Origin of the sequence: Streptomyces sp. NPDC086989, from assembly GCF_044745505.1 — a bacterium.
Classification (GTDB): domain Bacteria; phylum Actinomycetota; class Actinomycetes; order Streptomycetales; family Streptomycetaceae; genus Streptomyces.
The window spans coordinates 351,661-375,705 of sequence record NZ_JBIVAL010000009.1 but is presented as its reverse complement, the minus strand read 5'-3'; the positions used below and the strand labels follow the sequence as shown (position 1 = coordinate 375,705).

The following is a 24,045-nucleotide window of genomic DNA, read 5'->3' as shown; positions in this document are numbered from 1 at the left end:
GACTTCCCATGGCTTCGGCCGCGCCACCCCGCACCCCCGGATAATCCGTCCCGGAGTGATCCAACCATCTTGAAGATTATTTCGTTAGGAGTTCTTAGGCTCTGCCGTGCGACGTGCCCGCCGCGCGCCGTCCGCCTCGGGGCCCACCGCCGGCACGGCGCCGTCCTGCCCGTCACCGCCGCCTCAGTCGGTGGCGTCCTGATCGACCACGTCGCGCAGTTGGCTGCGCGAGGTCACGCCCAGGACCGGGAAGGCCTGGTAAAGGTGCGTCCCCACGGTCCGCGGCGACAGGAAGAGCCGCTCGCCGATCTCGCGGTTGGTCAGCCCCTGGGCGGCCAGCCGAACGATCCGCCGACGCTGCGGGGTCAGGGTGTTCAGGCCCTCGCGGGGAGCGGACTCGACATCGACCCCGGCAGCGCGCAGTTCGGCCTGGGCCCGCTGGTTCCAGTGCACCGCGCCCAAGCCCTCGAACAGGTCGCGCGCCTTGGACAGGGCGTCCCGGGCCTCGGCGATCCGGCGCCGGCGGCGGAGCCACTCGCCGTACTCCAGCCACACTTGGGCCCGCTCGAAGGGCCACCGCCGGCCGGCCGGATCGGCCAGCGCGGCCTCGAACCGGGAACCGGCCTCGTCCGGCGCGGTGAGCAGCGCGCCGGCGCGGTCCAGGATCTGGCGCAGACGCACCGACGCCCCGTCGGCGACCTCCGCGGACACGTACTCCAGGGCCGTCGCCGCGTCCTCGGCGCGGCCGGTGAGCACGGCCGCGGCAGCGTAGTCCGCGACGGCGTAACACGACAGGTGGTAGTGCACGGGAGCGCCCGACCGGTCGAACAGGCTCCGCAGGTGGTGGAAGGCGGTCGTGGGGTCACCGAGCGCCAGTGCCGCCAGCGCCGCCGCCCGCCGGGCCCGGACGACGGTGCCCAGCACCCCGGCCGGCTCGGTCACGGCCAGCACCGCCGTCGCGTGACGCAAGGCCGTCTCGGGCTCTCCCGTCAGCGCACGGAGCGTGGCCAGCACGGCGAGCGCGCGCGCCGCCCCGTGGCTGCGCTCACCCGCGAGGAAGCGCCCGGCCAACCGCTCGACACCCAGGCGCGCGTCGGCCCAGCGACCGCTTTCCAGGTTGGCCCACGCCAGGTCGGCGGCGGTCATCCCGGCATGGAAGGCGTCCGCGTCCTCCCACTGGGGGTTGGCCACTTCGCGGAGCAGGGTGACCGCCGTCTCGGTCTCGTCCAGGACCATGCTGAGCACCCCGAGCGTGTGGGTCTCCGTAGGGGCCCGACCCGGGGCGGACGCGGCGGCCGACAGGTGGCCGCGTACGGCGCTCCCGCCACCGAAGGGGTCGGTCACGCCGATGTCCCACAGGTGGAAGGCGTGCGCAGGCTCTGTTTCCGGCCGGCGCGTGGCCAGGACCGCGCGGATCCGCTCCCTCTGCGCGGGGTCGCCGGAGTGGTAGACGATCCCCGTCGCGATGGTCGAGGTGCTCGCGTCGATCTGCGCCGCGTCACGCACCGTTTCCGGCACGACCCGCGCGAACGCGAAGTCCATGCGCATCATCAGCATGGCTATCAGGCCGGTGAGCGCGTCGATGTACGGGGCCGCCGCCGGATCGGTGTTGAGCTCCGTGGCCCGGGCGCCCAGCGCCTCCGCCTGCGTGATGTCACCGACCAGGATCGCGCCGTAGGCGGCCGTCGCCAGCAGCCGGGTCTGCTCGCTGGGGGAGGGGTTCAACTGCACGGCCCGTTCCAGACCGGCGACGGCCTCCGACATGGCCCCCCGGGCGAAGGCGCGCATGGCTGTGGCCTCCAGGGCGCCGGAGACGGACGCGTCAGGGGCCACCGTCGCCGCGGACAACTGCCAGGCGCGGCGGTCGGGGTCGCCCTCCAGGGCGGCGGCCAGGGCGAGGTGCGCGCGGCGGCGTACGGTGAACGGGGCGGCGCTGTAGATCGCCGAACGGACCAACGGGTGCCGGAAGTCCAGGCGGTCCGCGTGCAGGCGGATCAGCCCCGCTTCCTCCGCGGGCAGCCAGACGTCCAGGTCGGTACCGGGCGGCAGCGCCCTCGACACGGCTGCGAGGCCCGCGCCCTCGGCCGCCGCCGCCACCAGCAGCGCCTCGCGCGTCGCCTCGGGCAGCGCGTCGACCTGCGCGGCGAACGTCCGCTCCAGCAGATCGGTGACCGGTACCTGGCGGCCCGTCAGGAGCGACCCGTCCCGGGCCGCGGAACGGGAGAGCTCCACCAACGCCAGGGGGTTGCCCGCGGCGGTGGCCAGCACCCGCCGCCGGGCGGAGCCGGTGGGCGGGTCCGGCTGGGTGCTGAGAAGTGCCTCGGCCTCCGCGGAGGACAGCGCCGGTACCACCAGCTCGGGCACGGACCGGTCCAGCCAGTCGGGTCGGTGGGTGCCGCGCGCCGCGACGAGCAGGCCGATCGGCTCCCCCGCGAGGCGGCGTGCGAGGAAGCCCAGCACCTGGCAGCTTCCGGGGTCGACCCACTGCGCATCGTCCACGGCGAGCAGCAGGCGCTGGGTCGATGCCACCTGTGAGGTGAGGGTGAGCACGGCCAGGCTCATCATCATGTGGTCGGGGGGCGTCGGGTCGTCGCCGAGCCCGAAGGCGCCGAGCAGCGCCGCGCCCTGCCGGGCGGGCAGCCCGTCGACCCGGTCCAGGACGGGCAGCAACAGCTGGTGCAGACCGGCGAAGGCGAGCTCGGTCTCCGCCGCGTTGCCCCGGACCCGGAGCACCTTGGTCCCGGCGGAAAGGGCCTCGGCGACCGCCGTGTCGAGGAGCGCGGTCTTGCCGACCCCGGGATCACCGAGGAGCAGCAGCGAGGCCGTCTCCGCTTCCGGTGACAGTGCCGCGGCCACGGCCGCCCGTTCGTCGTGACGCCCGATCAACACGGTATTTCCCGAACCTTCTCACGCTCTGGCGGCATCCGCCGTTCTTACGCGAGGCGGTGGCAACTGTCCGGAGCATAGTCGCAGGACACGCATCGACGAATTCGGCGCATACGGCCGGTGCCGGCCCGTGTTCCGGGACCTGTCAGGAGAACGGAATCCTGTCGGGGCGGCAGACCGTGCCGAGGGGCGGGAGCGTCCCGTCGACGAGGTAGCGGCTCTCGTAGCCGCTGATGCAGCGGCTGCCGTTGTTGAACAGCGCGGTGTGCCCGTACCCGTCGTTCGTGAGCAGGCGGGCGTCCGACAGCTCACCGGCCATGGCCTGGGCGCCGGCGTAGGGCGTGGAGGGGTCGTACCGGGTTCCTATCACCAGGACGGGACGGGCGGTGGGCGTGTTCCACGGGCCGTCGTACCCGGCGGCGGACCGGGCCGGCCAGGTGGCACAGGCCTCCGCCGCCCACGTCCAGAACCGTCCCGCGTCGCCGGCCCGTCGGGCGCTCGCCTCCTCCAGGCCGTGGTAGGCGGCGGGGTCGCGGGGGTTGGGACTGTCGGAGCACCACACGGCCGCCGCCTGCTCGTCCCCCAGGTACGGGTTCGGCTCGGCCACCGGGGGCGGAGGCGGGTACGCCTGCGGCTCGGGGGCGCGGCCCTGCGACAGCTCCTGGAGCCGGCCCGCCGGGGTTAGGCATCGGTCCACGCCTTCCGCTCCTGTGCGCCCACGGGGAAGCCGGCAGGTGGGCGGGCCGCCCAGGCCCTGGCCTCCCCGGGGGTGCCGAAGCAGTTCACGGCGGTGCTGCTGCCGACCCCGCGCGGGTCCCAGCTGACGATGTCGAACCGTTCCCGCAACTCCTTCGGGAAGGCGTCGTAGTTCTGCGGCACCTGGACGGTCCCGGGGTCTCCGGGACCGCCCGGGTTCACGAACAGGGTGCCGATGCGCCGGCCGGGACCGGTGGCCCGCCGGCGGACGACCGCCAGGTCGACGGTGCGGCCTGCGGGGGCGGCGTGGTCGAGCGGCGCCTTCGCCGTGGCGCAGTCCCAGGGGCTGCCCGGTCTGCACGGGCTCCAGTCCAGCCGCGGACCGGTCACCGAAGGAGAGGGCGAGCGGGGTGCGGGTGCCGGGGACGCGCCGTCCGCTGCGGCGGTGCGTGCCCGGCGAGCAGGACCGAGCAGGCCAGCGCCGCTGTGAGGACGGCCGCACGGCGTCGCCCGCTGGCTGCGGGACCGGGTGCCGACATGTTCCGCCCTCCTCCGCCATGGCGAGGGCTCGGTCCGGCGGTCGACGCCACCGCATCGGATCGGTACACACCCCTCTCCCTCCACGAAACCGCGGTCCGGCAGCGCCCGAGAGCCAGGGCGGGAGCCGCACGGGACCGTCCCGGACGCGCAAGGGGTTCCCCGCGCTTTAGCGGAAGTTGCTCAACAATCCCCCCGGCGCGGCCGGCGGCACTATCGTCCCCATCCCGGCACGCGTCGTGGTCCGCCGGGCCACGGCCGTCGTTCCGGAGAGCCACGCCGTTCCGCTGCTGTCCCCGCATGACCGAGTACCGGGCGGTGGCGCCGTCACCGTCGCCGCCTTGGAGGCTGCCTGCCCATGCGCCCGGGATCGTCTCGCACCGGCACCTCGCTGACCGTGGTGGCCTTGCTCGCCGCCGTACTCGCCCTGATCGTCGGCGCGGCCGGGTCGGCCTCCGCGCATGCCGGCCTCAGCGGCTCGGACCCCGCCGACGGCGCCGTCCTCACGACGGCACCGCAGCAGGTCACGCTGACCTTCACCGAGTCGGTCGGTTTCTCGGACGACTCGCTGAGAGTGCTGTCGCCGGCCAACGAGCGCGTCAACCCCCGTCCGGCCCGGCACGTGGACGGCAAGGGGAACACCGGTCGGGTGGAGCTGACCGGCGGACTGCCCGAGGGCACCTACACGGTGGCCTGGCGGGTCGTGTCCGCCGACGGACACCCGATCTCCGGCGCGTTCGTCTTCTCCGTCGGCAAGCCGTCCGGGACCGCCGTCGTCGTCCCGGCCGGCTCGCCGGACGCGACGGCGGTCGGCCGTCTGTACGGCCTGTTCCGCTACGTCGCGTACGGCGGGCTCGCTCTCCTCGTCGGCGTCGCCGCGTTCGTCATCGTGTGCTGGCCCGCCGCGGGCGCGCTTCGTCCGGTGCGCCGGCAGCTGGCCGCCGGGTGGGTGATGCTGGTGGTGGCCACCGTCGCGCTCCTGCTGCTGCGCGGCCCGTACGAGACGGCCGGCCGGCTCACGTCGGCGTTCGACCCGGCGGGGCTGGGCCGGACGGCCACCGGGCGGCCCGGGGGAGCGCTGATCGTCCGGCTGGTGCTGCTGGGCGTGGCCGCGGTGGCCGTCAAGCGGTCGGCCGTACGGTTTCGCGGCCTGGACGACGACGGCGAGCCGCAGGGCCTCGGATCGCGCGCCCGCTGGGCCGGGGCGGCACTCGCCCTCGGGCTGGCGCTCACCTGGGCTGCTGCGGAGCACGCCTCCGCCGGGATCCAGGTGCCCCTCGCCGTTCCCGCCGCCGTGCTGCACCTGCTGGCCATGGGGGTCTGGCTGGGCGGGCTGATCACGCTGGTGCCGCTCCTGCGGAGCCCGGGCGACGGCAGCCCCGCGATTCCCGCGTCCGCGACGGGCCGGTTCTCGGCACTGGCCTTCACCGCCGTCGCCGTGCTCTGCGGCACCGGGGTGTACCAGTCCTGGCGGCAGGTCGGCTCCTGGGGGGCACTGACCGGCACGCCGTACGGCAGGACCCTCATGGTGAAGGTGGCCGCCGTGGTCCTGCTGCTCTGCGTGGCGTCCCTCTCCCGTCGGTGGACCGCAGGCCTCGTGCGGCAGTCGCCCGCAGCGGCGCAGTCGCCGACGGTGCCCGTGCCCGTGTCCGTGCCCGTGCGCGAGCTGGTGGGCGCGCCGTCCGCTGCGGGGGCGGCGGACCCCGTGAGCCGGTCCGGCGGCGAGACGACCGATGTGGCGGGGACCGACGGCGGCGACACCGGCCGGCCGGTCCCCGAGGCCGACGCACTGCGACGACGCCTGCGTCGGACGGTGTTCGTCGAAGCCCTGCTCGGCGTGGCGGTCCTGGCGGTCACCACGGTGCTCACCGGAACCCAGCCCAGCCGGGCGGCAGCCACGACCGCCGCGGCGGCTGCAGGACAGGCGCCTCCGGTGCAGGTGGTCACCGTCCCGTTCGACATGGGGACGGCGAACCACCAGGGCACCGTGCAGATCACCCTGGCGCCGGGACGCGTCGGGGAGAACACGGCCGAGGCCGTGGTGTTCACCGCGGACGGCGGTCTCGCCACCGTCCCCGAACTCCGCCTGACCCTCACCCAGGAGAAGCTGGGAGTCGGCCCGCTCGACGCCGGCCTCAAGAACCGGAAGGGATACTGGGCCGCCTACGACCTGCGGCTGCCCATGCCCGGGGAGTGGACCATGAACATCACGGTTCGCACCAGTGAGATCGACCAGGTCACGGTGCGCGGAACCGTCCGCATCACGTCGCCGTCGTAGGCGCCCCGGTACCCGGCCCACCCCGCGCCGCGCACCGTGCGGAACGGCCGGGCCGGGGCACGGTACGGGCCGCGTACCGTGCCCCGACCCCGACCCCGACCCCCGACCCCGGCCCCGGCCGGTGCGGTCAGGCCCGGCTGCGGCTGCGGCGCAGCCACCAGACGGCACCGGCGGCGAGCAGGGCGACGGCCGCGACCGCCCCGACGACGGCTGCGGTGTTGCCGCCCGTCCCCTTCGCGCCGGCCGCCTCGGTGTGCGCGGCGGCGGAGGCGGCGGGAGCCGCCGTCGACGGCGGCCCGGACGGGACGGTGCCCGGCGTCGGTGCCGCGCCCGCGGCGACCGGCCTGGCCCCGGGGGCCGCCGCCTTCAGCTCCAGCACGGGGGCCGGGTTGTCGGCCTTCTCCCCGCCCGTGGGCACCTCGATCCACCGGTCGACCTTTCCGTCGCCGTACGTCTCCAGTGTCTTGAACGCCAGCGACTTCTCGTCGGGCAGCTGACGCACCGTGATGCTGTACTCGGCATCGGTGCCCTTGGGCAGAGCAGTGCCGCCGACGGTGTAGCCGTCCGGGGTCGCCGTCAGCTTCCACTCCTCGGGGGCTTCCTTCAGCGTCACGGCGTCCGGGGTGATGCCCTTCGGAAGGACGACCCGCAGCTCGGAGATGCCCGCGGTGTCCGACTCCGCCTCGGCGGTGAAGGAAAGCGTCACGTTCTCGGAGAGGGCTCGCGGATCGGAGGCGGTGACCTCGGTGTGGGCCGCGGCCGGCCCGGCCGCCAGGCCCAGGATCACCAGGGAGCAGGCTGCTCCAAGGCCCAGACTGCGGCGGACAGGGCGGGCGTGCGGGGTGGGGTGTGCGGTGTTCACGGTGGGAAACCTCTCGGTACGCGGACGGGCCGCACCGCACCGGTGCCGGCCCGCCGGGATCAGGGGAACGTCTCCTGCCCGCTCGGCAGGAGGCCCCCGGCGTACCACCGCGTCACACAGCATCGTCGTCACCGCCGGTCGCACCTCGGGGCCGCCGGGCGGTACGGGCCCGGTTCGAGGGCGTGGCCCCGGCCGTGGCCGGCAGCGGGCACCGAACGCCGCGGCCCCGGCCGCGACGGCCTTCTGGGCCCAGCGGCCCACTGTCTCCGGCAGACGGCTGAGCACCTGGTCAGCGCGGTGCATGAGCAGGGCCACGACGCATACGGCCGCGCAGTGGGCCGCCGTCATGGCCCACGCGCCGTGGTGTGCGGCGCCCACGGCGTGCGGCACCACACCGCCGGCTCCGCCGTGCCCGTGATGCACCGGCCGCCCCACGGACAGGGCGCGGTGCAGGACGAGTTGACCGACGCCCGTGGCGGTGACCACGTGCCACCACGGTGCGGGTCTGCGCGTCAGGGGCCACGACAGCGCGCACGCGCACGCCGCCCCGGCCGCCACCCGCTCCCGGGCAACGGGAGCCCCGGCCGCCAGGTGATGGCCCGCGACCGCCAGTGCGGTGCTGAGCGCGGTGAACACGGCAGCCCGGAGCCACCGTCCGCCGAGCCGCTCGGGCTGCGGACACGAGCGCATCCCTGCACGGGCTCCTGCCATGTCGGCCCATCCTTCACCGGCCCGGACACCGGAGGGCCCCGACTGTCAATTCACGAGCAGTTTTCCCGGGTCGGGCACCCCCTCGCAGCCCCTCGCAGCCCCTCCGGGCCGGACCGGGCGCGCTCGCCGGTCAACCGGCGAAGAGGAGGTAACTGGCCGTCGTGGCCAGGGAGAAGCCTGCCAACATGAGGGGGAGGAGCCCCCAGAAGCACAGGTGCATGCAGATCCCGACCACGACGGCCCAGGGGCGCGTCTCCGGGACGAGCAGCCCCAGCGGCAGGAGGGCCTCGATCGCTATGACCAGCACCGCCAGGGGCCGGCCGATCCGCAGTGCGCGGGGGGACCCGCTGCCCAGGAGGCGGACGAGGGGCGCAGGGTAGAAGTACTCGCGGCGGGGGAGCAGCGGACGGACGGCCGCCCCCGCCTCGATCCACTGGGCCACCCGCAGTCCGGAGCGGAAGTGCGGGGAACGCGCCTTGATCCACGCACTGTTGACGTACATCTGGCTGGTGATCAGCACGATCAGGAACTGTGCGAACGTGTTCGCGGACGACTGCGCGTACGTCACGCTCAGCCCCCGGCCGGGAGCGCCGGCGAACATCAGGCACGCCGCGCACAGCATGAGGTAGACGGTGTTGAAGCGGTAGAGGTACGTCAGTTCGAAGGCGAGCCCGAGCGTGACCGCGGCGGCCGCCGCGTGCGGCCACGGTCCGAGCGTCAGTGCCAGCGCCGCCGTCAGACGCAGGACCGTGACGGGGTGGTGCAGTGCCGCGATGAGCGCCACGGCATCCGGGCCGCGGCGCTGCCCCAGCTCGTGGCGCGAGTACGTCCCGACGGCGAGGAAGTTCCACATGCCCTGGACGAGTTCGCCCAGGAACTTCACCACGCACGCGAAGCCGAGGGCGATCCGGAAGAGCTGGAGGTGCGCCTCTTGCGTAGGGTTGTGGAAGAGGTCAGTCAGGGAGTGGAAGAACCACACGTCCGGCCACCACCTCGATCGTCGTCTCTCCGTCCGCGTACCACATGTGTCCCTGTCCGTCGACGCTGTCGTACCTGCCCATCAGGTAGTCGCAGAGCGATTGCAGTTCGGTGGTCGTGAGCGCGAGGCTGTCCCCGGTGGGGAAGAGGTCGAAGACGTTGATCTGTTCGGCCACCCCGTCCTTCGTTCCCGTCAGGTCCACGACGATGGAACAGCCGTGGCTGAACATCGGCCAGCTGAATATTGCGCCGGGGCGCCGTACGAATCCCACGACGGTCATGCGGACGACGAGGGCGGCGGTGACGAGAAGCTCCAGGAGCCCCGTCCAGTCCCTCACCGGTCCGCACCCCTGTCGACGGAGGTCCAGCCGACGAGGGTGACGCCTTCGAGGCGGACGACGGTCTGGGTGGCCAGGAGCCCCTTGATGCGCGGATCGTCGTAGGAGATGTGGTGAGTGGTGCCGCCGAGTGGGCGCACGCCCCGCCAGGTGCGGGCGAAAGGTATGCCCCGGACCCCGTAGGGGCTGGTCCTTCGCACCTTCAGGACGGCGAACCCGTTCCGCAGGGCCGGGCACCTGTCCGTGGCGAGTTCGAGGCAGGGCCGGCAGATGGGGGGATAGCTCGTGGTGGTGGAGGGCGCGCGGTAGCGGCCGATGTCGGCCGCCTCGGCCAGGTCGACGAGCCAGGTCCAGCGGCCGTCCGCCGCGGGCCGGGCGCCCCGGCCGCACACCTGGCAGTCCAGGGCCGCCATCGCCCGGCGCTGGCGGCCGCCGTGGACCCGGCCGAAGACCGGGCGGCCGACGCCCTGGGCATCGGTGTGCCGGGCCCACAGGATGCCGCGGTCGTCACGGTCGGCCGGGGTCTCGTCCGCCAGGCAGAGCCGCCCGCGCCGCCACCGCAGTTCCAGCTCAGGAGCCTGCTCGTGGTCCCAGGCCGTCATATGGGGGACGACGAGCGGGGGACCGGGTTCCCGGGGTGTCATGGGTCTCCTTGTCACGCCGTCCGGGGAAGGGCGGTGCGCGGGCATCGGCTCAGGCGAGCGTCAGCTCGGCGGCGTAGCCGCCGTCGCCCTCGTCGACGCGGCTGAGCTTCCAGCCCGTCCCCGCGGTGAACTCCTCCAATTCGGCGGGGGCGAGCGAGAGGTAGTCGAACCAGGGGCTGGCCATCTTGTGGTAGCGCACCCGGATGCGGTCCTGGCCCGCCATGCGTCCGGATGCCACGTTGAGGCGCGCGTAGTCGAGGTGCACCGGGTTGGTGGTCGCCAGGGGATCACTGGTGACGCCCAGCAGCCGTGCGCCGGGGCGTGAGATGCGCCGGAGGTCGCGCAGCAGGGACCGGCCGCGTTCGCGGGAGCCGAGGATGCCGAGGTTGCCGCCGCCGAGGAGGAAGGTGTCGAAGGTGCCGGCCCCGGCGCCGTTCACGAAGTCGAAGACGTCCGCGCACTCTACGTTCGCCCCGCGCGCGCGGGCTATGCCGGTCACGGTGGCGGACGCGTCGATGCCGGTGGTCTCCAGGCCGCGCCGGGCGAGTTCCAGGAGATGGCGTCCCGCACCGCACCCGATGTCCAGGACCCTGCCCCGGGACCAGTCCGCCAGCAGGCGTTCGGGAAGGTCCCAGTCGGCGTAGGGGGCGAAGTAGCGGGAGGGGTCGGACCAGCCGATGAAGCCGTCCTCCCGCTCCACGATCTCGGCGGCGCTGCCCGGAGCACCGTTCGCCCGCCAGCAGCGCAACAGGAGGGCGCCGAAAGCGTCGCCGCTCTCGGGCGCCGGAGGTGCGACGTCGTCACGAGACACGGCCTGTACCGCCTTCCGGGGAGGGGACGAGAACGACGTCGAGCCGGGACAGTTCACGGTGGCGGTAGGTGCCGGTCCACCGGGGCGGCCCGGCGCCGTCCGCCTGGAGGATGTCGTCGAACCGCTCCGTCAGGGCGTCGAGCGCGACGGCGATCTGAAGGCGGGCCAGCGCGGCACCCGGGCAGAAATGGGGCCCCTTGCCGAAGGAGAGGTGGTCATGGGCGTTGGGGCGGGGTTCCAGGGCCTCGGGGTCGGGGTACCTGCGGTCATCGCGGTTGGCCGCCCCGAAGGCGAACATCACCCGGTCTCCCCTGTCCAGGACGCGGCCCTCGATCTTCACGGGGTGCGCCACCACGCGGACGGAGGACAGCGGTTCCGGCAGCGACAGGCGGATCAGGTCCTCCAGGAGCGCCTGGCGCTCCGCGGGCTCCGCCCGCGCGTAGCGGGCGAACTCGCCCCGATGCGTGACGAGCCGGTGGACGGCGTTGGCGATGGTGCGGCCGGTGTTCTCGAATCCGGCGATGACCAGCATGCCGCAGAGCGACACGATGTCGCTCTCCGCGATGTCACTGCCGCGGGCGGCGGTGAGGACGGCGGAGATGACGTCGTCCCCGGGCACGGTGACCTTCTGCCGGACGAGGCCACGCAGGTACGGTTCGAGGGCCGCCAGGGCCGTTTCCCCGTCCATGGCGGCCGACTGCGGGGAGAGCAGGGCGCGGACCCACCGTTCGATGTCGGGCCGGTCGGCCTCGGGTATGCCGAGGACGGTGCAGGTCGAGGCGAGCATCGAGGGCCTGATGAACGCGCTGATGAGTTCCGTGGGCGCTGCGACGGGCAGTTGCGCGGCGTGCGACGCGATGATGCGCCGGATCGCCGCGCGGTGTCGCTCCACCGCACGTGCCGAGAGGGCTCCGGCCGCCGGCCTGCGGACCGCGGCGTGCTCGGCGCCGTCGAGATCCAGCAGATTGCGGTCCAGTGCGTTCCCGGTGCCGGAAGCACCGGCGGCGTAGGCGCCGGTCATGACCAGGCGGTCGTCGCCGAGCAGCGCGCGCACGCCCTCGTCGCGGCTGATCAGCCAGACCGGTGTGCCGCTGCGCGTGTGCACCGGACACACGGGGTGCCGGTCGCGCAGCGGGGCGAACAGCGCTTCCGGATCGTGGACGAACTGCGGGGAATGCAGGATCCGATCGGCGGAGAAGGCGGTGTCGTCGTCGAGAGGCATGCCGGCCTTTCGGTCAGGGGGCTCAGGCTGAGGTCTCTTCAAGGGCGTGCGCACGCCGGTCCGGGCCGTGCCGGGGAAGACCGGTCATGAGGATCACGGGAGGCAGCAGCAGTCCGAGGACCGCCAGGAGCAGCGCCGACCGCACACCGACCGTCGACCCGGCCAGTCCGCCAGCGAAGGCCCCCAGCGGCCGGCCTCCCCACGAGAGCCACCGGCCGGCCATCATCACGCGCCCCAGCATGTCGCTCGGACACGCCGTCTGACGGAACGAACGGGCCGCCGTCGTATAGAGGAAGACGAAGAACATGACCACGACGAACGACGCCAGAACGGCCGCTTGCCCGGCCGGGCCGGGGTGCACCGCCAACGTGACCGCCTCGCACGGCGCGGTGGCGAACGAGCTGACGACCAGCACCCGCGTCATGCCGAAGCGCCGCGTCGCCCGCTGCGCGACCAGAGCGCCCACGACGCCACCCACGGCGCCGATTCCGAGCACGAGGCCGGCGGCCTGCGCGGTCCAGTGCAGATGACGCACCACGTAGAGGAGCCACAGGGCGTTCCACGCGGCGAGGAAGAACGAGTCGACCCCGTTGGCCAAGGCGATGGAGCGGAACTCGCGGTGCGCGAAGACGAATTTCAGGCCCGCGCCCTGCGAGGCGAAGAACCCGGCGCGCGCCGTTGCGGTGTCGCGGGGGCGCTCCACCCTCGGCCGTGACACGGTGATGCGCAGCAGGAAGAGGAAGCTGATGGCATAGGACGCGCCGTCGCTGACCATCGCGCCGGGGGCGCCGAGCGCGGCAACGAGGAATCCGGCGAGGGAGGGGCCGATGAGTAAGGCCGTGCTGAACGAGGCGTTGAGCTTACCGAGGGCCTCCTCCAGCCGGGGCCCCCTTCCGAACAGGTCCGGCGGGAAACCGGAGTAGGCGGCATCGAAGAGGAGACCGATCGAAGCCTCCAGGAACGCGACCAGGAAGACGTGCGGCAGCGTCAGGGCGTGCAGTGCCGCGGCCAGCGGGACCGACAGCACCAGAAGGCATCGGCCGGCGTCGCCGTAGAGCATCAGCCTGCGTTTGTCGCCGCGGTCGGCCACCGTTCCGGCCCACAGGCTGAGCAGCAGCTGGGGAAGGGCCGAGGCGGCCCCCAGCAGGCCCAGCATGAAGGGCGAGGCGTGCAGGATGTCGAGTGCCGTCAGCGGCAGGGCCAGGGCAGTGACCGCGGTTCCCGTGTCACTGACGAACTGGGCGACGATCAGCCGCCGGAAATTGCCGTCGCGAAAGACCGATCCAGAATTCTCCGAAGGCACCTACACGTCTTTCTCGTTCCACGGGAAGAGGATCCGTTCAAGGCCCCGCCGCCGAGCCGGGTCGGTGATCCCCGGCCCGGCCTCTGGGTCAGGACTTGTACTGGAAGGCGTGCGACGCCATCTTCTGGGGGTCCACCTTGGCCGACCCGGAGAACGCACCCTTTATCATCTTCAGGATTTTCTGCACAGCACTCCCCTTTGCCGAGACGGCCCGTTGCCGTCAGCACCTGTCATGGGAGCACGCGCCGCGCCGGATCATCAAGGGCGAGGAGGATTATGGCGCGTTCTCCGTATTGATCGGTGATCGAATGGAAGGTGGTGTGGGGTTCAGGAGCTGCCTTTGAACACCAGGATGGTTCTGGGGCGGAATGGAGTCGCCATATCCGGCCACTGTGCAGTCCGTCATCGGCTCGCGCGGCCTCCCGCCCCGGGGCGCGGACTCAGGGGGGTGGGCCGGGGAGGATCGCCGGAGGTGCGCGTCGCCCGGTTCGTGGCGTCACCGGGGCGGCCCGGGCGCTGTGAGTTGCCTGTGAAGCGTGGTGCTCCGGGGGGTCGGGGTGTGGGATGAGTGCGGACAAGTTCTATATTCGTATGAACCATCCGCGCGCGGCCGTGCTGCGGTGATCAAGGGGACGACTGCGTTGGCCGATACCGACACCGTTCCGGGCGCCAGGACGGAATCCCGGAGCACCCGCAAGGCGCGCAGGAAGTCGCGCAACCGCCGCCGCATGGGCGTGGGCATGGCGGTGATAGCCGTGGGCGGGGCCGCCGCCGGCGCGTACGCCTTCACGCTGGGCGGCTCCTCCGACGCCGCCCGGGGCGACGCGAAGCTCGGCGCCTCGGGCGCCGCCGACGCGGCTGCCGCCGCCAAGGGTCCCGAGGCGGCCTGGGACGGCAAGGTCAAGATCCTGGGGGACGGCTCCACCTCGTACACCGGGCCGCAGCCCGGACAGCTCAAGCCGGAGAAGCTCAAGCCCGGCGAGAGGCCCCCGCAGTTCGTGGTGTTCTCCTGGGACGGCGCGCTGGAGGGCGACGACCACCTCTTCTCGCACTTCCGCCAGGTGGCCAGGGAGAACAACGCCCACATGACCTTCTTCCTCACCGGCATCTACCTGCTGCCGGACAGCAAGAAGATGCTCTACCGGCCGCCCCAGCACCCCCAGGGTTCGGCCGCCATCTCGTACCCGACCGTCCCGCACGTGAAGACCACCCTGGAGCAGCTGCGGGGCGCCTGGGCCGACGGCGACGAGATCGGATCGCACTTCAACGGGCACTTCTGCGGGCCCAAGGGCGGAGGGGACTGGAGCCCCGACGAATGGAAGAGCGAGATCGACCAGACGTACGCGTTCGTCAAGAACTGGAAGACCAACACCGGCTTCACCAAAGAGGCGCCCCTGCCCTTCGACCCGGACCGGGAAGTGGTCGGCGGGCGCGCGCCCTGCCTGGAGGGCCAGAAGAACCTCCTGACCGCGGTCAAGCCGTACGGCTGGCGCTACGACGCGAGCTCCTCGGGCGATTTCCAGCTGTGGCCGTCCAAGCTGAACGGCATCTGGAACTTCCCCCTCCAGCTCGTGCCGCTCCAGGGCAAGGAGGTGCAGGTCCTCTCCATGGACTTCAACTTCCTCTTCAACCAGTCCGGCGACAGCACCCAGGGCGACCCGGCGAAGTTCCCCGCGTGGCAGGCGCAGGTCCGGGCCTCGTACATGAACGGCTTCAACCGCGTCTACAACGGCAGCCGGGCGCCCATGTTCATCGGCAACCACTTCGAGGACTGGAACGGCGGCATCTACATGAAGGCCGTCGAGGACGTCATGAAGGACGCCTGCACGCGCCAGGAAGTGCGCTGCGTGTCCTTCAAGGAGCTCTCGGACTGGCTCGACGTCCAGGACCCGAAGGTCCTGGCCCAGCTGCGCACGCTCGACCCGGCGCAGGCACCGGACTGGACCGATCTGATCAAGTAGCCGGTCCGGCCGGGCCGGGGGAACCCGGCCCCCGGCCCGGCCGCTCCGGCCCTCCGGCCTACTTCGCGGCCTTGATGTAGTCCGACCACAGGCGCATGGCCCGGTCGCTGCCCGGCGTGCCCGGGGCGTCGCCCCCCAGCCCCGTCAGCGGCAGCGGCACCAGGTCGGTCAGCGACATCCGGTAGACCACCACGGCCGTGGACTCCTCCTTGGTGCTGCCGATGAACCAGCCCGCCGTATTCGCGGCGGTATTTCCTGTTTTGCCCGCCACGCCGGGGTGCGCCTTGCCCACCGCCTTCGCCGATCCCTCGGTCATGGTGTCCTCGAGCGCGTCCGTCACCGCGCGGGCGGTCCTGGCCGTCACGGCCCGGGCCGGCTTCGGCCCGTCGAGCGGCACCGCGCCCCCGTTGCGGGTGACCGAGCGCACCGAGTAGGGATCGGTGTGCATGCCGTCGGCGGCGAAGGTCTGGTAGGCGCCGGCCATGCGGATCGCACTGGGCGTCGAGTTCTCGCCGAGCGCGAATCCGGGAACCCGCGGCCCGAGGCTCGATTCGAGCAGCCCCGTGCGCCGGGCGAACGACTCCACCCGGTCGAGGCCGACATCGAGGCCGAGCTGGAGCATCGGGGTGTTGACGGAGTTCGCCACGGCCTGGCGCAAGGTCACCTGCCCCCAGTTACGGCCGCCGTCGTTGCGCCCCTTCACCACCTTGCCGCTGCGGTCCCAGTACGGGCCCTCGGGCGTCTGCACGGTGACCTGGTCGTTGCCGTCGTAGGGGGAGGAGGGGGACACGGGCGTACGGGCCTTGCCGCGCGTGCGCATCACCCCTTCGTCGAGCGCGGCGGCGTAGACGATCGGCGTGAACGCCGTGCCGACCGGGATCGTGGTCGCGTTCGCCTCGTTGAAGCCCTGCTTCAGGTAGTCGGGGCCCCCGTACACGGCGAGCAGCCGTCCGTCGGGGGCGACGCTCGCCGCCCCGACCTTCGCGTACTTGTCGGTGTCCGGGCGCTTCTCGGCGTCGAAGTCCTTCTGCGCCCCCTGCACCGCGGCCGTCAGGGCGGTCATGCGGGCCCGGTCGAAGGTCGTGTAGATCTGGTAGCCGCCGAGGTCGAAGTCGGACTCCTTGAGGTGCCCGGCCTTGATCGCGTACGCCTTGGCCATTTCGACCAGGTAGCCGGTCTGCGCGCCGGGGATGCCGACGAGGGACGCGCTGGACGGCTCGGGGAACGTCGTGTAGGTGGCGCGCTCGGCGCGCGAGAGCTGGCCGGTCTCCACCATGCGGTCCAGGATCCAGTTCCAGCGCTCGACGGACCGCTCGTGGTTCTCCTTGCTGAGGGTGGGGTCGTACAGACCGGCGCCCTTGAGGAGGGAGGCGAGGAAGGCCCCCTCGCTGGCGTTGAGCTGCGAGACGTCCTTGCCGTAGTACGCCTGGGAGGCGCGCTGGATGCCGTAGGTGCCGCGCCCGAACCAGCTGGTGTTCAGGTAGTCCTGGAGGATCTGCTGCTTGCTCTTGCGGTTGTCCAGCTTGACGGCCAGCAGGAGCTCGGTGAACTTCCGGGACAGGGTCCGGTCCTGGTTCAGATAGGCGTTCTTCACGTACTGCTGCGTGATGGTGGACCCGCCCTGGGTCTCGCCGCCCGTCACCGCGGCGCGCACGGCGCGCAGGACGCCGGAGGGCGACACCCCGGGGTCCGAGTAGAAACTCGCGTTCTCGGCCGCGAGGACGGCTCCCTGGACCTTGGGGGGCACCGTGTCCAGGGGCATCTCCTGGCGGCTGACCCATCCCGTCCGGGCCATCGTGGAGCCGTCGGACCAGTAGTAGATATTGTCCTGTTGCTTGGCAAATGAGTTGAGATCGTCGGGTATGTCCGTCACCGCGTACGCGATCGTGACGAAGCCCAGCACGCCCAGGAACGCGTACAGACAGGCACCCAGCCACTGGCGCCATGAGGGTATCCACCGGCGCCAGCCGCTGCGGCCCGGTCTGGGGAACTCAGGGCGCATGCGGCGCAGCAGCCTGCGCACCTCCGCGAGGCCTTTGCGCAGGACCGGTTCGAGGGCGGGCGCGAGTGCGCCGAGTCGCCCGGCGGATATGCGGGGCCCGCGGCGCGGTGCGGGCTTCGCCCGGCGGCCCGACGGGGCCCTGCCGCCTCCCAGTGCGGCGGCCAGCCGGCCCCGCGATCGCCGTCCAGCGGCCGTGTCCTGCCGTCCCACTCCGGAGTGCCCCCTTGCTGTGCTTCCCGCACACCCTAGATGCATTTGCTGTGAGACCGGTGTGAGGGGCGGCGCTATTCCGCCGCGGGGCGGGGCCCCGCCCCGGCGATCAAGCGGAGGCGGACGGCCCGCTCTGCGGGGCGACTCCCGGGCGGTGGCGGGGGAGGAAGCGGAACGCTGCCAACCTGTCGTGTAGTTGTGCGAAGATTCCGTCCCCCGGTTCGTGCGGACCGGGTGACAAGGGGTAAACAGAGTGATACCTAAGAGGTTCAGGCCCGCCGCCATTGCGGCCCTGACCGTGGTCGTGGCGTCCGGAAGCATGCTCGCGTACTCCGCGACCGCCGTGCCCGGGCCCCGCGAGGCCGATCGCGCCACCGCCGACAACTTCGCCCGCATAGCCAGCGATGTGCTCTCCCAGCGCACGCAGGCCCTGGTCGAGGATCACGCGGGACACCGCAATTCCGGTCAGACCGCGACGAAGGCGCGCCTGTCGGCCAAGCTGAAGAGCGACCAGGACGCCGCGCTGGCGTCGCTGCGGTCCCGCAAGACGCGACTGGCGGAGCTGGGCGAGGCGTACACGGACGCCAAGACCCGCGTCGTCGTGGACAAGGCCACGGTCACCGGCGGCAAGGCGGTCGTCCAGGTCACCGAGCAGACCACGCTCACGTACAAGAAGCTCCGGGGGGACGAGCCGGACACCACGGACATCGGGACGAAGTACCAGCTGACGCTCACCAGCAAGCCGGGGGGTGCCTGGGAGCTGAACTCGATCTCCTCCCAGGACAAGGGCCCCGTCGCGGTCAACGAGCCCGTGGCCGCCCCGGTGAACGTCGTCAAGGACGACGGCAACCAGTACCCGGACGGCACGCCCGCGTCCACCAAGTACCCCGCCACCCCGAAGCCGAAGGCGAAGACCGGCGGCGCGTACGACTACGCCGCCATGGCGAAGTACGCGGAGAAGTACTGGAGCAGCTACAACCCGGCGTACCGCAAGTTCAGCGGAGCCGGCGGCGACTGCACCAACTTCATCAGCCAGGCGCTGAACGCGGGCGGCTGGAAGGCCGTTCCGGGCTCGACGACGGACTACCGGAACTGGTGGTACGACGGCGCCAAGCAGAGCGACTCCTGGGTCGGCGCCAACGAGTGGGCGTGGTTCACGCTGTCCAACCAGCGGGCCGCCAACCTCGCCAACGTCTACCAGGCGGACATCGGCGACATCGTGCAGGTGGACTTCAACAAGGACGGGTCCAAGGACCACTCCATGATGGTGACGTACCGCAGCAGTGCGGGAATGCCGTACCTCACCTACCACTCCACCAACACCTACCGGAAGTCGCTCGCGAGCATCATCGCGTCCTACCCGAACGCGACGTACTACGCGTACCGCACCTGACGGTGCCCCTCGGCTCCTCCGGCCGCGAAGTCCTCGCGGCCGGAGGAGCCGGTCCGGCGCCCGCCACGCACCGATTTCTTAGCACCTCAGGCCAACAATTCGCCCGGCCGCCACCACGGCGACTACAAAGGACCGCATCGATCCGAACCCTGCGACGGGGATGATGTCGAAGGCGGTGAATGCGCATGCGTGAGTGCGGCGAGACCGAATCCAACGCGGCGGTATTACTTCAGGGAATGCCGATGTCCGGCGAACTCCCGTGAGGTGAGCGGCCATGCTGAAACCTTTGTCGTTTTCCCCGACGGACGCATCGGTGGACGATTACCGGCTCCTGACCTCGACCATCAGGTCGAGGGCCGAGGACGCCCAGGGCTTTTTCGGCGGAGCCTCGCGCCGGCCGGGAGAAATGGCGCACCTGCCGCTGCGCATTCAGCTGCGGGGCTTGTCCGTCGAGCTCTACATCGAGCTCCGCCTGCAGAGTGCCGGAATGCGCATCGCCGGATTCCGCAACACTTTCGAGAACGGACAGGCCCCGCCGGAAGCGTGTGTCCGCCACGTACAGGACGCCGTCGCGCCCCCGGGGATCCCCCGGACCGAAGTCCTGCCGTTCGGCGGGGGCCGCTCCGACCTCGAGACGGCCGCAGCAGTGCGGCGTTCGGGGGTCTTCCTGGGGCGCCGGCCCCTGGGCAACGCGGTGCTCTGGCTGCACCGGAACCGCGATCCGAAGTGCACCGCACACGGAATGCTCGTGCTGTCGGAGATGATCTGCGAGGCAGCCCGGTTCCCCGCCCTGGCCGATGCCATGTCGCGCATCTGGATGACCGGAGGCCGTCTGTCGGCCCCGGTACCCGCCTGAGGACGGCGCCCCGCGGCCGGGCGAACCCGTCGTCGGCGACGTCACCCGATGTGCCGAGTCACCCCCCTCCTTCGATGCGGGAGGGCCGTGGCTTGTGGTTACCTGGGCGCCGCCTCGCACTGTCGCGAGCCGACTACATGGAGTGAAGGTGGTGTTGTCGTGAGCGTTCTGGACCTCAAGCTGGAGCGGGCGTTCGACGTCTTCGACTCGGACCGTGACGGGCGGCTGGAGAAGTCGGACGTCATCGGCGTCTCGGACAGGCTGGCCGAGTCGCTCGGCTGCGCCCCGGACGCCGTGGACCGACTCCGGGATTCGCTGGCGGACCTCTGGGACACCGTCTTCCAGAAGATGGACAAGAACCACGACGGCGTCGTCGACCGGCAGGAGTTCCGGGCGGCGTTCCGGGCGCGGATCGTCACCGACCAGAACCGGATCTGGGAACGCATCAGGAACATGAGCAACGCCTGGACCGAACTCGGAGACCGCGACGGCGACGGCATGCTGAGCCGCGAGGAGTACACCTCGCTGCTGCACGGCATGTTCCGCCTGCCGCGGGAGACCTTCGACGAGGCGTTCGACCGGCTCGACGTCAACGGCGACGGGCAGCTGAGCCGTGACGAGATCAGCTCCGCGATGAAGGAGTACTACACGAGCGAGAACCACACGGCCCGCGGGAACCAGTTCTTCGGCCGTCTCTGAGCAGGGGCCGGCGGCAGGGGGGCGCCCGGTGCTCCCCTGCCGTACTCAGCCCACCTGCCTGCAGTTGCGTCCCGGGGGCCGGTTCGAATCGCCTCCCCGCTCGTTGTCCGGGGCGGGGAAGCCGATCCCCCCAGACCGACTGGAGGAACTCTTGATGGCCGATGCCGCACTGCCGGTGATCGTTCTTTCCGACCCGGACCCGCTCCGCCGGCACGAGACGGCCGAGCTGGTGCAAGGCTGGTACCGGACCTCGTTCCGCGTGCTGCAGGTCGGCGGGCCGGCGGAGGTGGTCCGGGCGCTGCGTTCGCTGGCCGACCGGAAGGTGCCCGTCGCGGCCGTGCTCGCCGACGAGGCCCCCGAACCCGGCGCCGCGCCCCCCGGCGTCCGCTGGCTGCCGCTGGCCGGGCGCGCCGACGCCGTACCGGGCGCCCGCACCGAGCCCGTCCGGACCGACGAGGCTCCGGCGGAGCAGCTTCGGGGCGCCCTCGACGACTCCCTGTGCACGTGGAACGCCGACTTCCACGGGGATCTGCCGACCGCCGAGGTGCGCGGGAGCCGCTTCTCGCCCGCCGCCTATGCGGTCCGCGACTTCCTGGGCCGCAGCGGCGTGATCTTCCGCTGGGTGCCCGAGGAGGACGTGCGCGAGGCCCCGGTGACCGTGCGGCTCGGCGACGGCACCGAGATGGTGGACCCGTCGATCAGCGAGCTGGCCGAGCGGCTCGGTCTCATCCGGCCGGCCGAGCGGGACCACTACGACGTCGCGGTGATCGGCGGTGGTCCGGGCGGGCTGTCCGCGGCGGTGTACGCCGCAGCCGAGGGCATGAGCGTGGTCGTGATCGAGGACGACGCGCCGGGCGGCCAGGCGGGATCGACGTCGCGGATCGAGAACTACCTCGGTTTCCCCGTGGGGCTCACGGGTAACGACCTTGCCCAGCGCGCCCTGCAGCAGGCCCGCCGGGCCCGCGTCGAGTGGCAGCCCACCCGGGTGGCCAGCCGGGTGACCCGGACGGACACGGGCGAGCACGCCGTCGAGTTCGTCAAGGCGGGCACCGACGAGACGGCCTCGGTGACGGCCGCCGCCGTGGTGGTCGCCACGGGGGTGGAGTGGAACCGCCTGACGGCTCCCGGCGTGGACCGCTTCCTCAACTCCGGTGTGTACTACGGGTCGTGTCTGTCCGATGCCCCCTCGACCGTCGGGGAGGACGTGTTCATGGTCGGCGCGGGCAATTCCGCCGGCCAGGCCGCGCTCTACTTCGCCCGCTACGCCCGTTCCGTGACCCTGCTGGTGCGCGGCACCGACCTCGGCGCGTCCATGTCGAGCTACCTCGTCCAGCGCATCGAGCGCACCCCGGCCCTGCGGGTCCTGCTGGGCACCGAGGTCACCGAATGCCTGGGCGGGTCCACGCTCACCGGGCTGCGGCTCAAGGACCGCGACGGCGGGGAGCGCACCGTCCCCGCGGACTGCCTGTACGTCCTGATCGGCGGCCGCCCGTCGACGGAGTGGCTCGGCGGCACGCTGGAGCTCGACGCCCGTGGGTACGTCCTGACCGGCAGTGGCGGGGCCGGCCCGGACGCACTGCCGATGGAGACCAGCCGGCCCGGCGTGTTCGCGGTGGGTGACGTGCGGTCCGGGTCCGTCAAGCGGGTCGGTGCCGCCGTCGGCGAGGGCGCCGCGGTGGCCCAGTCCCTGGTCGAGTACCGGCGGCGGCACCCGGAGCGCTTCCGGGACGCGCGGACGTCCTGTGGCTTCTGAGGGCGGGACGCCCTCCTGACCTGTGTCGACGCAAGGGTCCCCGGTCCGGCGGGCGGACCGGGGACCTGTGCGTTCCGCCCGGGAATACCGCGGGCGGGGCCCCCGTTCCCCGGTATAGTTGAATTGTTAACCACCTCGGGAAGGGGAGCCATGCAGTTCGGGATCTTCACCGTCGGCGACGTCACGGCCGATCCGACGACCGGACGCGCGCCCGGCGAGCACGAGCGCATCAAGGCGATGCTCGCCATCGCGCAGAAGGCCGAAGAGGTCGGCCTCGACGTCTTCGCCACCGGCGAGCACCACAACCCGCCGTTCGTCCCCTCCTCGCCGACGACGATGCTCGGCTACATCGCCGCGCGCACCGAGCGCCTGATCCTGTCCACGTCGACGACGCTGATCACCACGAACGACCCGGTGAAGATCGCCGAGGACTTCGCGATGCTCCAGCACGTCGCCGACGGGCGCGTCGACCTGATGATGGGCCGCGGCAACACCGGCCCGGTCTACCCCTGGTTCGGCAAGGACATCCGCGACGGAATCGACCTGGCCATCGAGAACTACGCGCTGCTGCGCCGCCTGTGGGATGAGGACGTCGTCACCTGGAAGGGCAAGTTCCGCACCCCCCTCCAGTCCTTCACCTCCACCCCCCGCCCCCTCTTCGGCGTCGCCCCCTTCGTCTGGCACGGCTCCATCCGCTCACCGGAGATCGCCGAGCAGGCCGCGTACTACGGCGACGGCTTCTTCCACAACAACATCTTCTGGCCGGCCTCCCACACGAAGCAGATGGTGAACCTGTACCGCGAGCGCTACGCCCACTACGGGCACGGCACCCCCGAGCAGGCCGTCGTAGGACTCGGCGGACAGGTCTTCATGCGCAGGAACTCCCAGGACGCCGTCCGAGAGTTCCGGCCGTACTTCGACAACGCGCCCGTGTACGGTCACGGCCCCTCCCTGGAGGAGTTCACCTCCCAGACCCCGCTGACCGTCGGCTCGCCGCAGCAGGTCATCGAGCGGACCCTGTCCTTCCGGGAGTACGCGGGCGACTACCAGCGCCAGCTGTTCCTGATGGACCACGCGGGCCTGCCCCTGAAGACCGTCCTGGAGCAGCTCGACCTGCTCGGCGAGGAGGTCGTGCCGGTGCTGCGCAAGGAGTTCGCGAACCTGCGCCCGGCCGGCGTACCGGATGCGCCGACCCACGCGGCCCGCGTCGCGGCGGCCCGGGACACCACGGAGCGGGAGGCCCGGGCATGAAGCTCGTCGTCGTATCGGCCGGACTCAGCGCACCGTCCTCCACCCGTCTGCTCGCCGACCGCCTCACGGCGGCGACCCTCGATCACCTGGCCGCCGAGACTCAAGTCATCGAACTGAGGGACCTGGCGACGGAGACGGCCCAGCACTTCGTCACCGGGTTCCCGCCCGCCCGACTGGCCGCGGCCCTCGACGCGGTGGCGGCCGCGGACGGCCTGATCGCCGTGACGCCGGTGTTCGCGGGGTCGTACAGCGGCCTGTTCAAATCCTTCTTCGACGTCATCGACAAGGACGCCCTCACGGGGAAACCGGTGCTCCTCGGCGCGACCGGCGGAACGGCCCGGCACTCTCTGGTCACCGAGCACGCGATGCGCCCGTTGTTCGCCTACCTGCGGGCGCTCGTCCTGCCGACCGCGGTGTACGCGGCGTCGGAGGACTGGGGCGGCGACGGGCTGGCGCAGCGCATCGACCGCGCGGGCGCGGAGCTTGCGCGCTTCATGGCGCCCGCCCGGGCGGACGGCACCCCGGACGTCGACACCGCCGCCGCGATCGCACCCCGGTCGCTGACGGGGGCGATCACGTCGGTGGATCCGGCGGACGGCTTCGAGGTGGTGCCGTTCGAACGCCGCCTGGCCGCACTCCGGGTCGGCTAGCCGT

General features: G+C 72.1%; 19 protein-coding genes. 8 read left to right on the top strand and 11 right to left on the bottom strand.

Annotated elements, in window-relative coordinates; translation table 11 throughout:
* Positions 1-183: 183 nt before the first annotated feature.
* The 3 genes from ACIPK4_RS24080 to ACIPK4_RS24070 all read right to left on the bottom strand — a co-directional run bounded on the left by ACIPK4_RS24080 (position 184) and on the right by ACIPK4_RS24070 (position 3,972).
* Entirely contained in the window at positions 184-2,889 is a 2,706-nt protein-coding gene (locus tag ACIPK4_RS24080; protein ID WP_402315784.1) for an AAA family ATPase, read from the bottom strand.
* A gap of 142 nt (positions 2,890-3,031) precedes the next feature.
* Positions 3,032-3,583: an alpha/beta hydrolase gene (locus ACIPK4_RS24075; RefSeq protein WP_402315782.1), complete on the bottom strand. Its 552-nt coding sequence runs from the start codon at positions 3,581-3,583 to the stop codon at positions 3,032-3,034.
* Positions 3,568-3,972: a hypothetical protein gene (locus ACIPK4_RS24070; RefSeq protein WP_402315780.1), complete on the bottom strand. Its 405-nt coding sequence runs from the start codon at positions 3,970-3,972 to the stop codon at positions 3,568-3,570. The genes ACIPK4_RS24075 and ACIPK4_RS24070 overlap by 16 nt, the downstream gene beginning before the upstream one ends.
* A 505-nt stretch (positions 3,973-4,477) precedes the next feature.
* Here ACIPK4_RS24070 and ACIPK4_RS24065 point away from each other — a divergent pair.
* A complete protein-coding gene (locus ACIPK4_RS24065) occupies positions 4,478-6,397 on the top strand; it encodes a copper resistance CopC/CopD family protein (RefSeq protein ID WP_402315778.1) in 1,920 nt (639 codons plus the stop codon).
* 127 nt (positions 6,398-6,524) lie between these two features.
* Here the strand turns inward: ACIPK4_RS24065 and ACIPK4_RS24060 are convergent, their stop codons facing one another.
* The 7 genes from ACIPK4_RS24060 to ACIPK4_RS24030 form a co-directional block, all read right to left on the bottom strand.
* Complete coding sequence (locus ACIPK4_RS24060) at positions 6,525-7,970, bottom strand: DUF1775 domain-containing protein (RefSeq protein WP_402315776.1); 1,446 nt, start codon at positions 7,968-7,970, stop codon at positions 6,525-6,527.
* 130 nt (positions 7,971-8,100) lie between these two features.
* Positions 8,101-8,949 (bottom strand): hypothetical protein, encoded by an 849-nt coding sequence (locus ACIPK4_RS24055; RefSeq protein ID WP_402315774.1) that lies wholly within the window; start codon positions 8,947-8,949, stop codon positions 8,101-8,103.
* A complete protein-coding gene (locus tag ACIPK4_RS24050; protein ID WP_402315772.1) occupies positions 8,924-9,286 on the bottom strand; it encodes a hypothetical protein in 363 nt (120 codons plus the stop codon). Before ACIPK4_RS24050 ends, ACIPK4_RS24055 begins: the two co-directional genes overlap by 26 nt.
* Entirely contained in the window at positions 9,283-9,930 is a 648-nt protein-coding gene (locus ACIPK4_RS24045) for a hypothetical protein (protein WP_402315770.1), read from the bottom strand. Before ACIPK4_RS24045 ends, ACIPK4_RS24050 begins: the two co-directional genes overlap by 4 nt.
* Positions 9,931-9,979: 49 nt before the next feature.
* Positions 9,980-10,741, bottom strand: a complete 762-nt coding sequence (locus tag ACIPK4_RS24040) for a class I SAM-dependent methyltransferase (RefSeq protein WP_402315768.1) — start codon at positions 10,739-10,741, stop codon at positions 9,980-9,982.
* On the bottom strand, positions 10,731-11,963 hold the full coding sequence (locus ACIPK4_RS24035) for a cytochrome P450 (protein WP_402315766.1): 1,233 nt from the start codon (positions 11,961-11,963) through the stop codon (positions 10,731-10,733). The genes ACIPK4_RS24040 and ACIPK4_RS24035 overlap by 11 nt, the downstream gene beginning before the upstream one ends.
* Positions 11,964-11,985: 22 nt before the next feature.
* A complete protein-coding gene (locus tag ACIPK4_RS24030) occupies positions 11,986-13,266 on the bottom strand; it encodes an MFS transporter (protein WP_402315764.1) in 1,281 nt (426 codons plus the stop codon).
* A gap of 728 nt (positions 13,267-13,994) precedes the next feature.
* On the opposite strand from ACIPK4_RS24030, the gene ACIPK4_RS24025 reads away from it, so the two are divergent.
* Complete coding sequence (locus ACIPK4_RS24025; RefSeq protein ID WP_054224320.1) at positions 13,995-15,227, top strand: hypothetical protein; 1,233 nt, start codon at positions 13,995-13,997, stop codon at positions 15,225-15,227.
* Between the two features lie 58 nt (positions 15,228-15,285).
* Here the strand turns inward: ACIPK4_RS24025 and ACIPK4_RS24020 are convergent, their stop codons facing one another.
* Positions 15,286-17,229: a transglycosylase domain-containing protein gene (locus ACIPK4_RS24020; protein WP_402315763.1), complete on the bottom strand. Its 1,944-nt coding sequence runs from the start codon at positions 17,227-17,229 to the stop codon at positions 15,286-15,288.
* 463 nt (positions 17,230-17,692) lie between these two features.
* On the opposite strand from ACIPK4_RS24020, the gene ACIPK4_RS24015 reads away from it, so the two are divergent.
* The 6 genes from ACIPK4_RS24015 to ACIPK4_RS23990 all read left to right on the top strand — a co-directional run bounded on the left by ACIPK4_RS24015 (position 17,693) and on the right by ACIPK4_RS23990 (position 24,041).
* Positions 17,693-18,832: an amidase domain-containing protein gene (locus tag ACIPK4_RS24015; protein WP_402315761.1), complete on the top strand. Its 1,140-nt coding sequence runs from the start codon at positions 17,693-17,695 to the stop codon at positions 18,830-18,832.
* 274 nt (positions 18,833-19,106) lie between these two features.
* Positions 19,107-19,688 (top strand): ribosome-inactivating family protein, encoded by a 582-nt coding sequence (locus tag ACIPK4_RS24010; RefSeq protein WP_402315759.1) that lies wholly within the window; start codon positions 19,107-19,109, stop codon positions 19,686-19,688.
* A 159-nt stretch (positions 19,689-19,847) separates the two neighbouring features.
* Positions 19,848-20,387 (top strand): EF-hand domain-containing protein, encoded by a 540-nt coding sequence (locus ACIPK4_RS24005; protein ID WP_402315757.1) that lies wholly within the window; start codon positions 19,848-19,850, stop codon positions 20,385-20,387.
* Between the two features lie 154 nt (positions 20,388-20,541).
* Positions 20,542-22,140: an FAD-dependent oxidoreductase gene (locus ACIPK4_RS24000; RefSeq protein ID WP_402315755.1), complete on the top strand. Its 1,599-nt coding sequence runs from the start codon at positions 20,542-20,544 to the stop codon at positions 22,138-22,140.
* A 150-nt stretch (positions 22,141-22,290) separates the two neighbouring features.
* Complete coding sequence (locus ACIPK4_RS23995; protein ID WP_402315753.1) at positions 22,291-23,391, top strand: LLM class flavin-dependent oxidoreductase; 1,101 nt, start codon at positions 22,291-22,293, stop codon at positions 23,389-23,391.
* Positions 23,388-24,041 (top strand): CE1759 family FMN reductase, encoded by a 654-nt coding sequence (locus ACIPK4_RS23990; RefSeq protein ID WP_402315751.1) that lies wholly within the window; start codon positions 23,388-23,390, stop codon positions 24,039-24,041. The genes ACIPK4_RS23995 and ACIPK4_RS23990 overlap by 4 nt, the downstream gene beginning before the upstream one ends.
* Positions 24,042-24,045: the final 4 nt, after the last annotated feature.

Bases quoted from the DNA above. Each gene is read 5' to 3' on its own strand.
- ACIPK4_RS24060 (WP_402315776.1), bottom strand. From the start codon at position 7,970: ATGGCAGGAGCCCGTGCAGGGATGCGCTCGTGTCCGCAGCCCGAGCGG.
- ACIPK4_RS24020 (WP_402315763.1), bottom strand. From the start codon at position 17,229: ATGCGCCCTGAGTTCCCCAGACCGGGCCGCAGCGGCTGGCGCCGGTGG.
- ACIPK4_RS24035 (WP_402315766.1), bottom strand. From the start codon at position 11,963: ATGCCTCTCGACGACGACACCGCCTTCTCCGCCGATCGGATCCTGCAT.
- ACIPK4_RS24045 (WP_402315770.1), bottom strand. From the start codon at position 9,930: ATGACACCCCGGGAACCCGGTCCCCCGCTCGTCGTCCCCCATATGACG.
- ACIPK4_RS24065 (WP_402315778.1), top strand. From the start codon at position 4,478: ATGCGCCCGGGATCGTCTCGCACCGGCACCTCGCTGACCGTGGTGGCC.
- ACIPK4_RS24000 (WP_402315755.1), top strand. From the start codon at position 20,542: ATGGCCGATGCCGCACTGCCGGTGATCGTTCTTTCCGACCCGGACCCG.
- ACIPK4_RS24010 (WP_402315759.1), top strand. From the start codon at position 19,107: ATGCTGAAACCTTTGTCGTTTTCCCCGACGGACGCATCGGTGGACGAT.
- ACIPK4_RS24025 (WP_054224320.1), top strand. From the start codon at position 13,995: ATGGGCGTGGGCATGGCGGTGATAGCCGTGGGCGGGGCCGCCGCCGGC.
- ACIPK4_RS23990 (WP_402315751.1), top strand. From the start codon at position 23,388: ATGAAGCTCGTCGTCGTATCGGCCGGACTCAGCGCACCGTCCTCCACC.
- ACIPK4_RS23995 (WP_402315753.1), top strand. From the start codon at position 22,291: ATGCAGTTCGGGATCTTCACCGTCGGCGACGTCACGGCCGATCCGACG.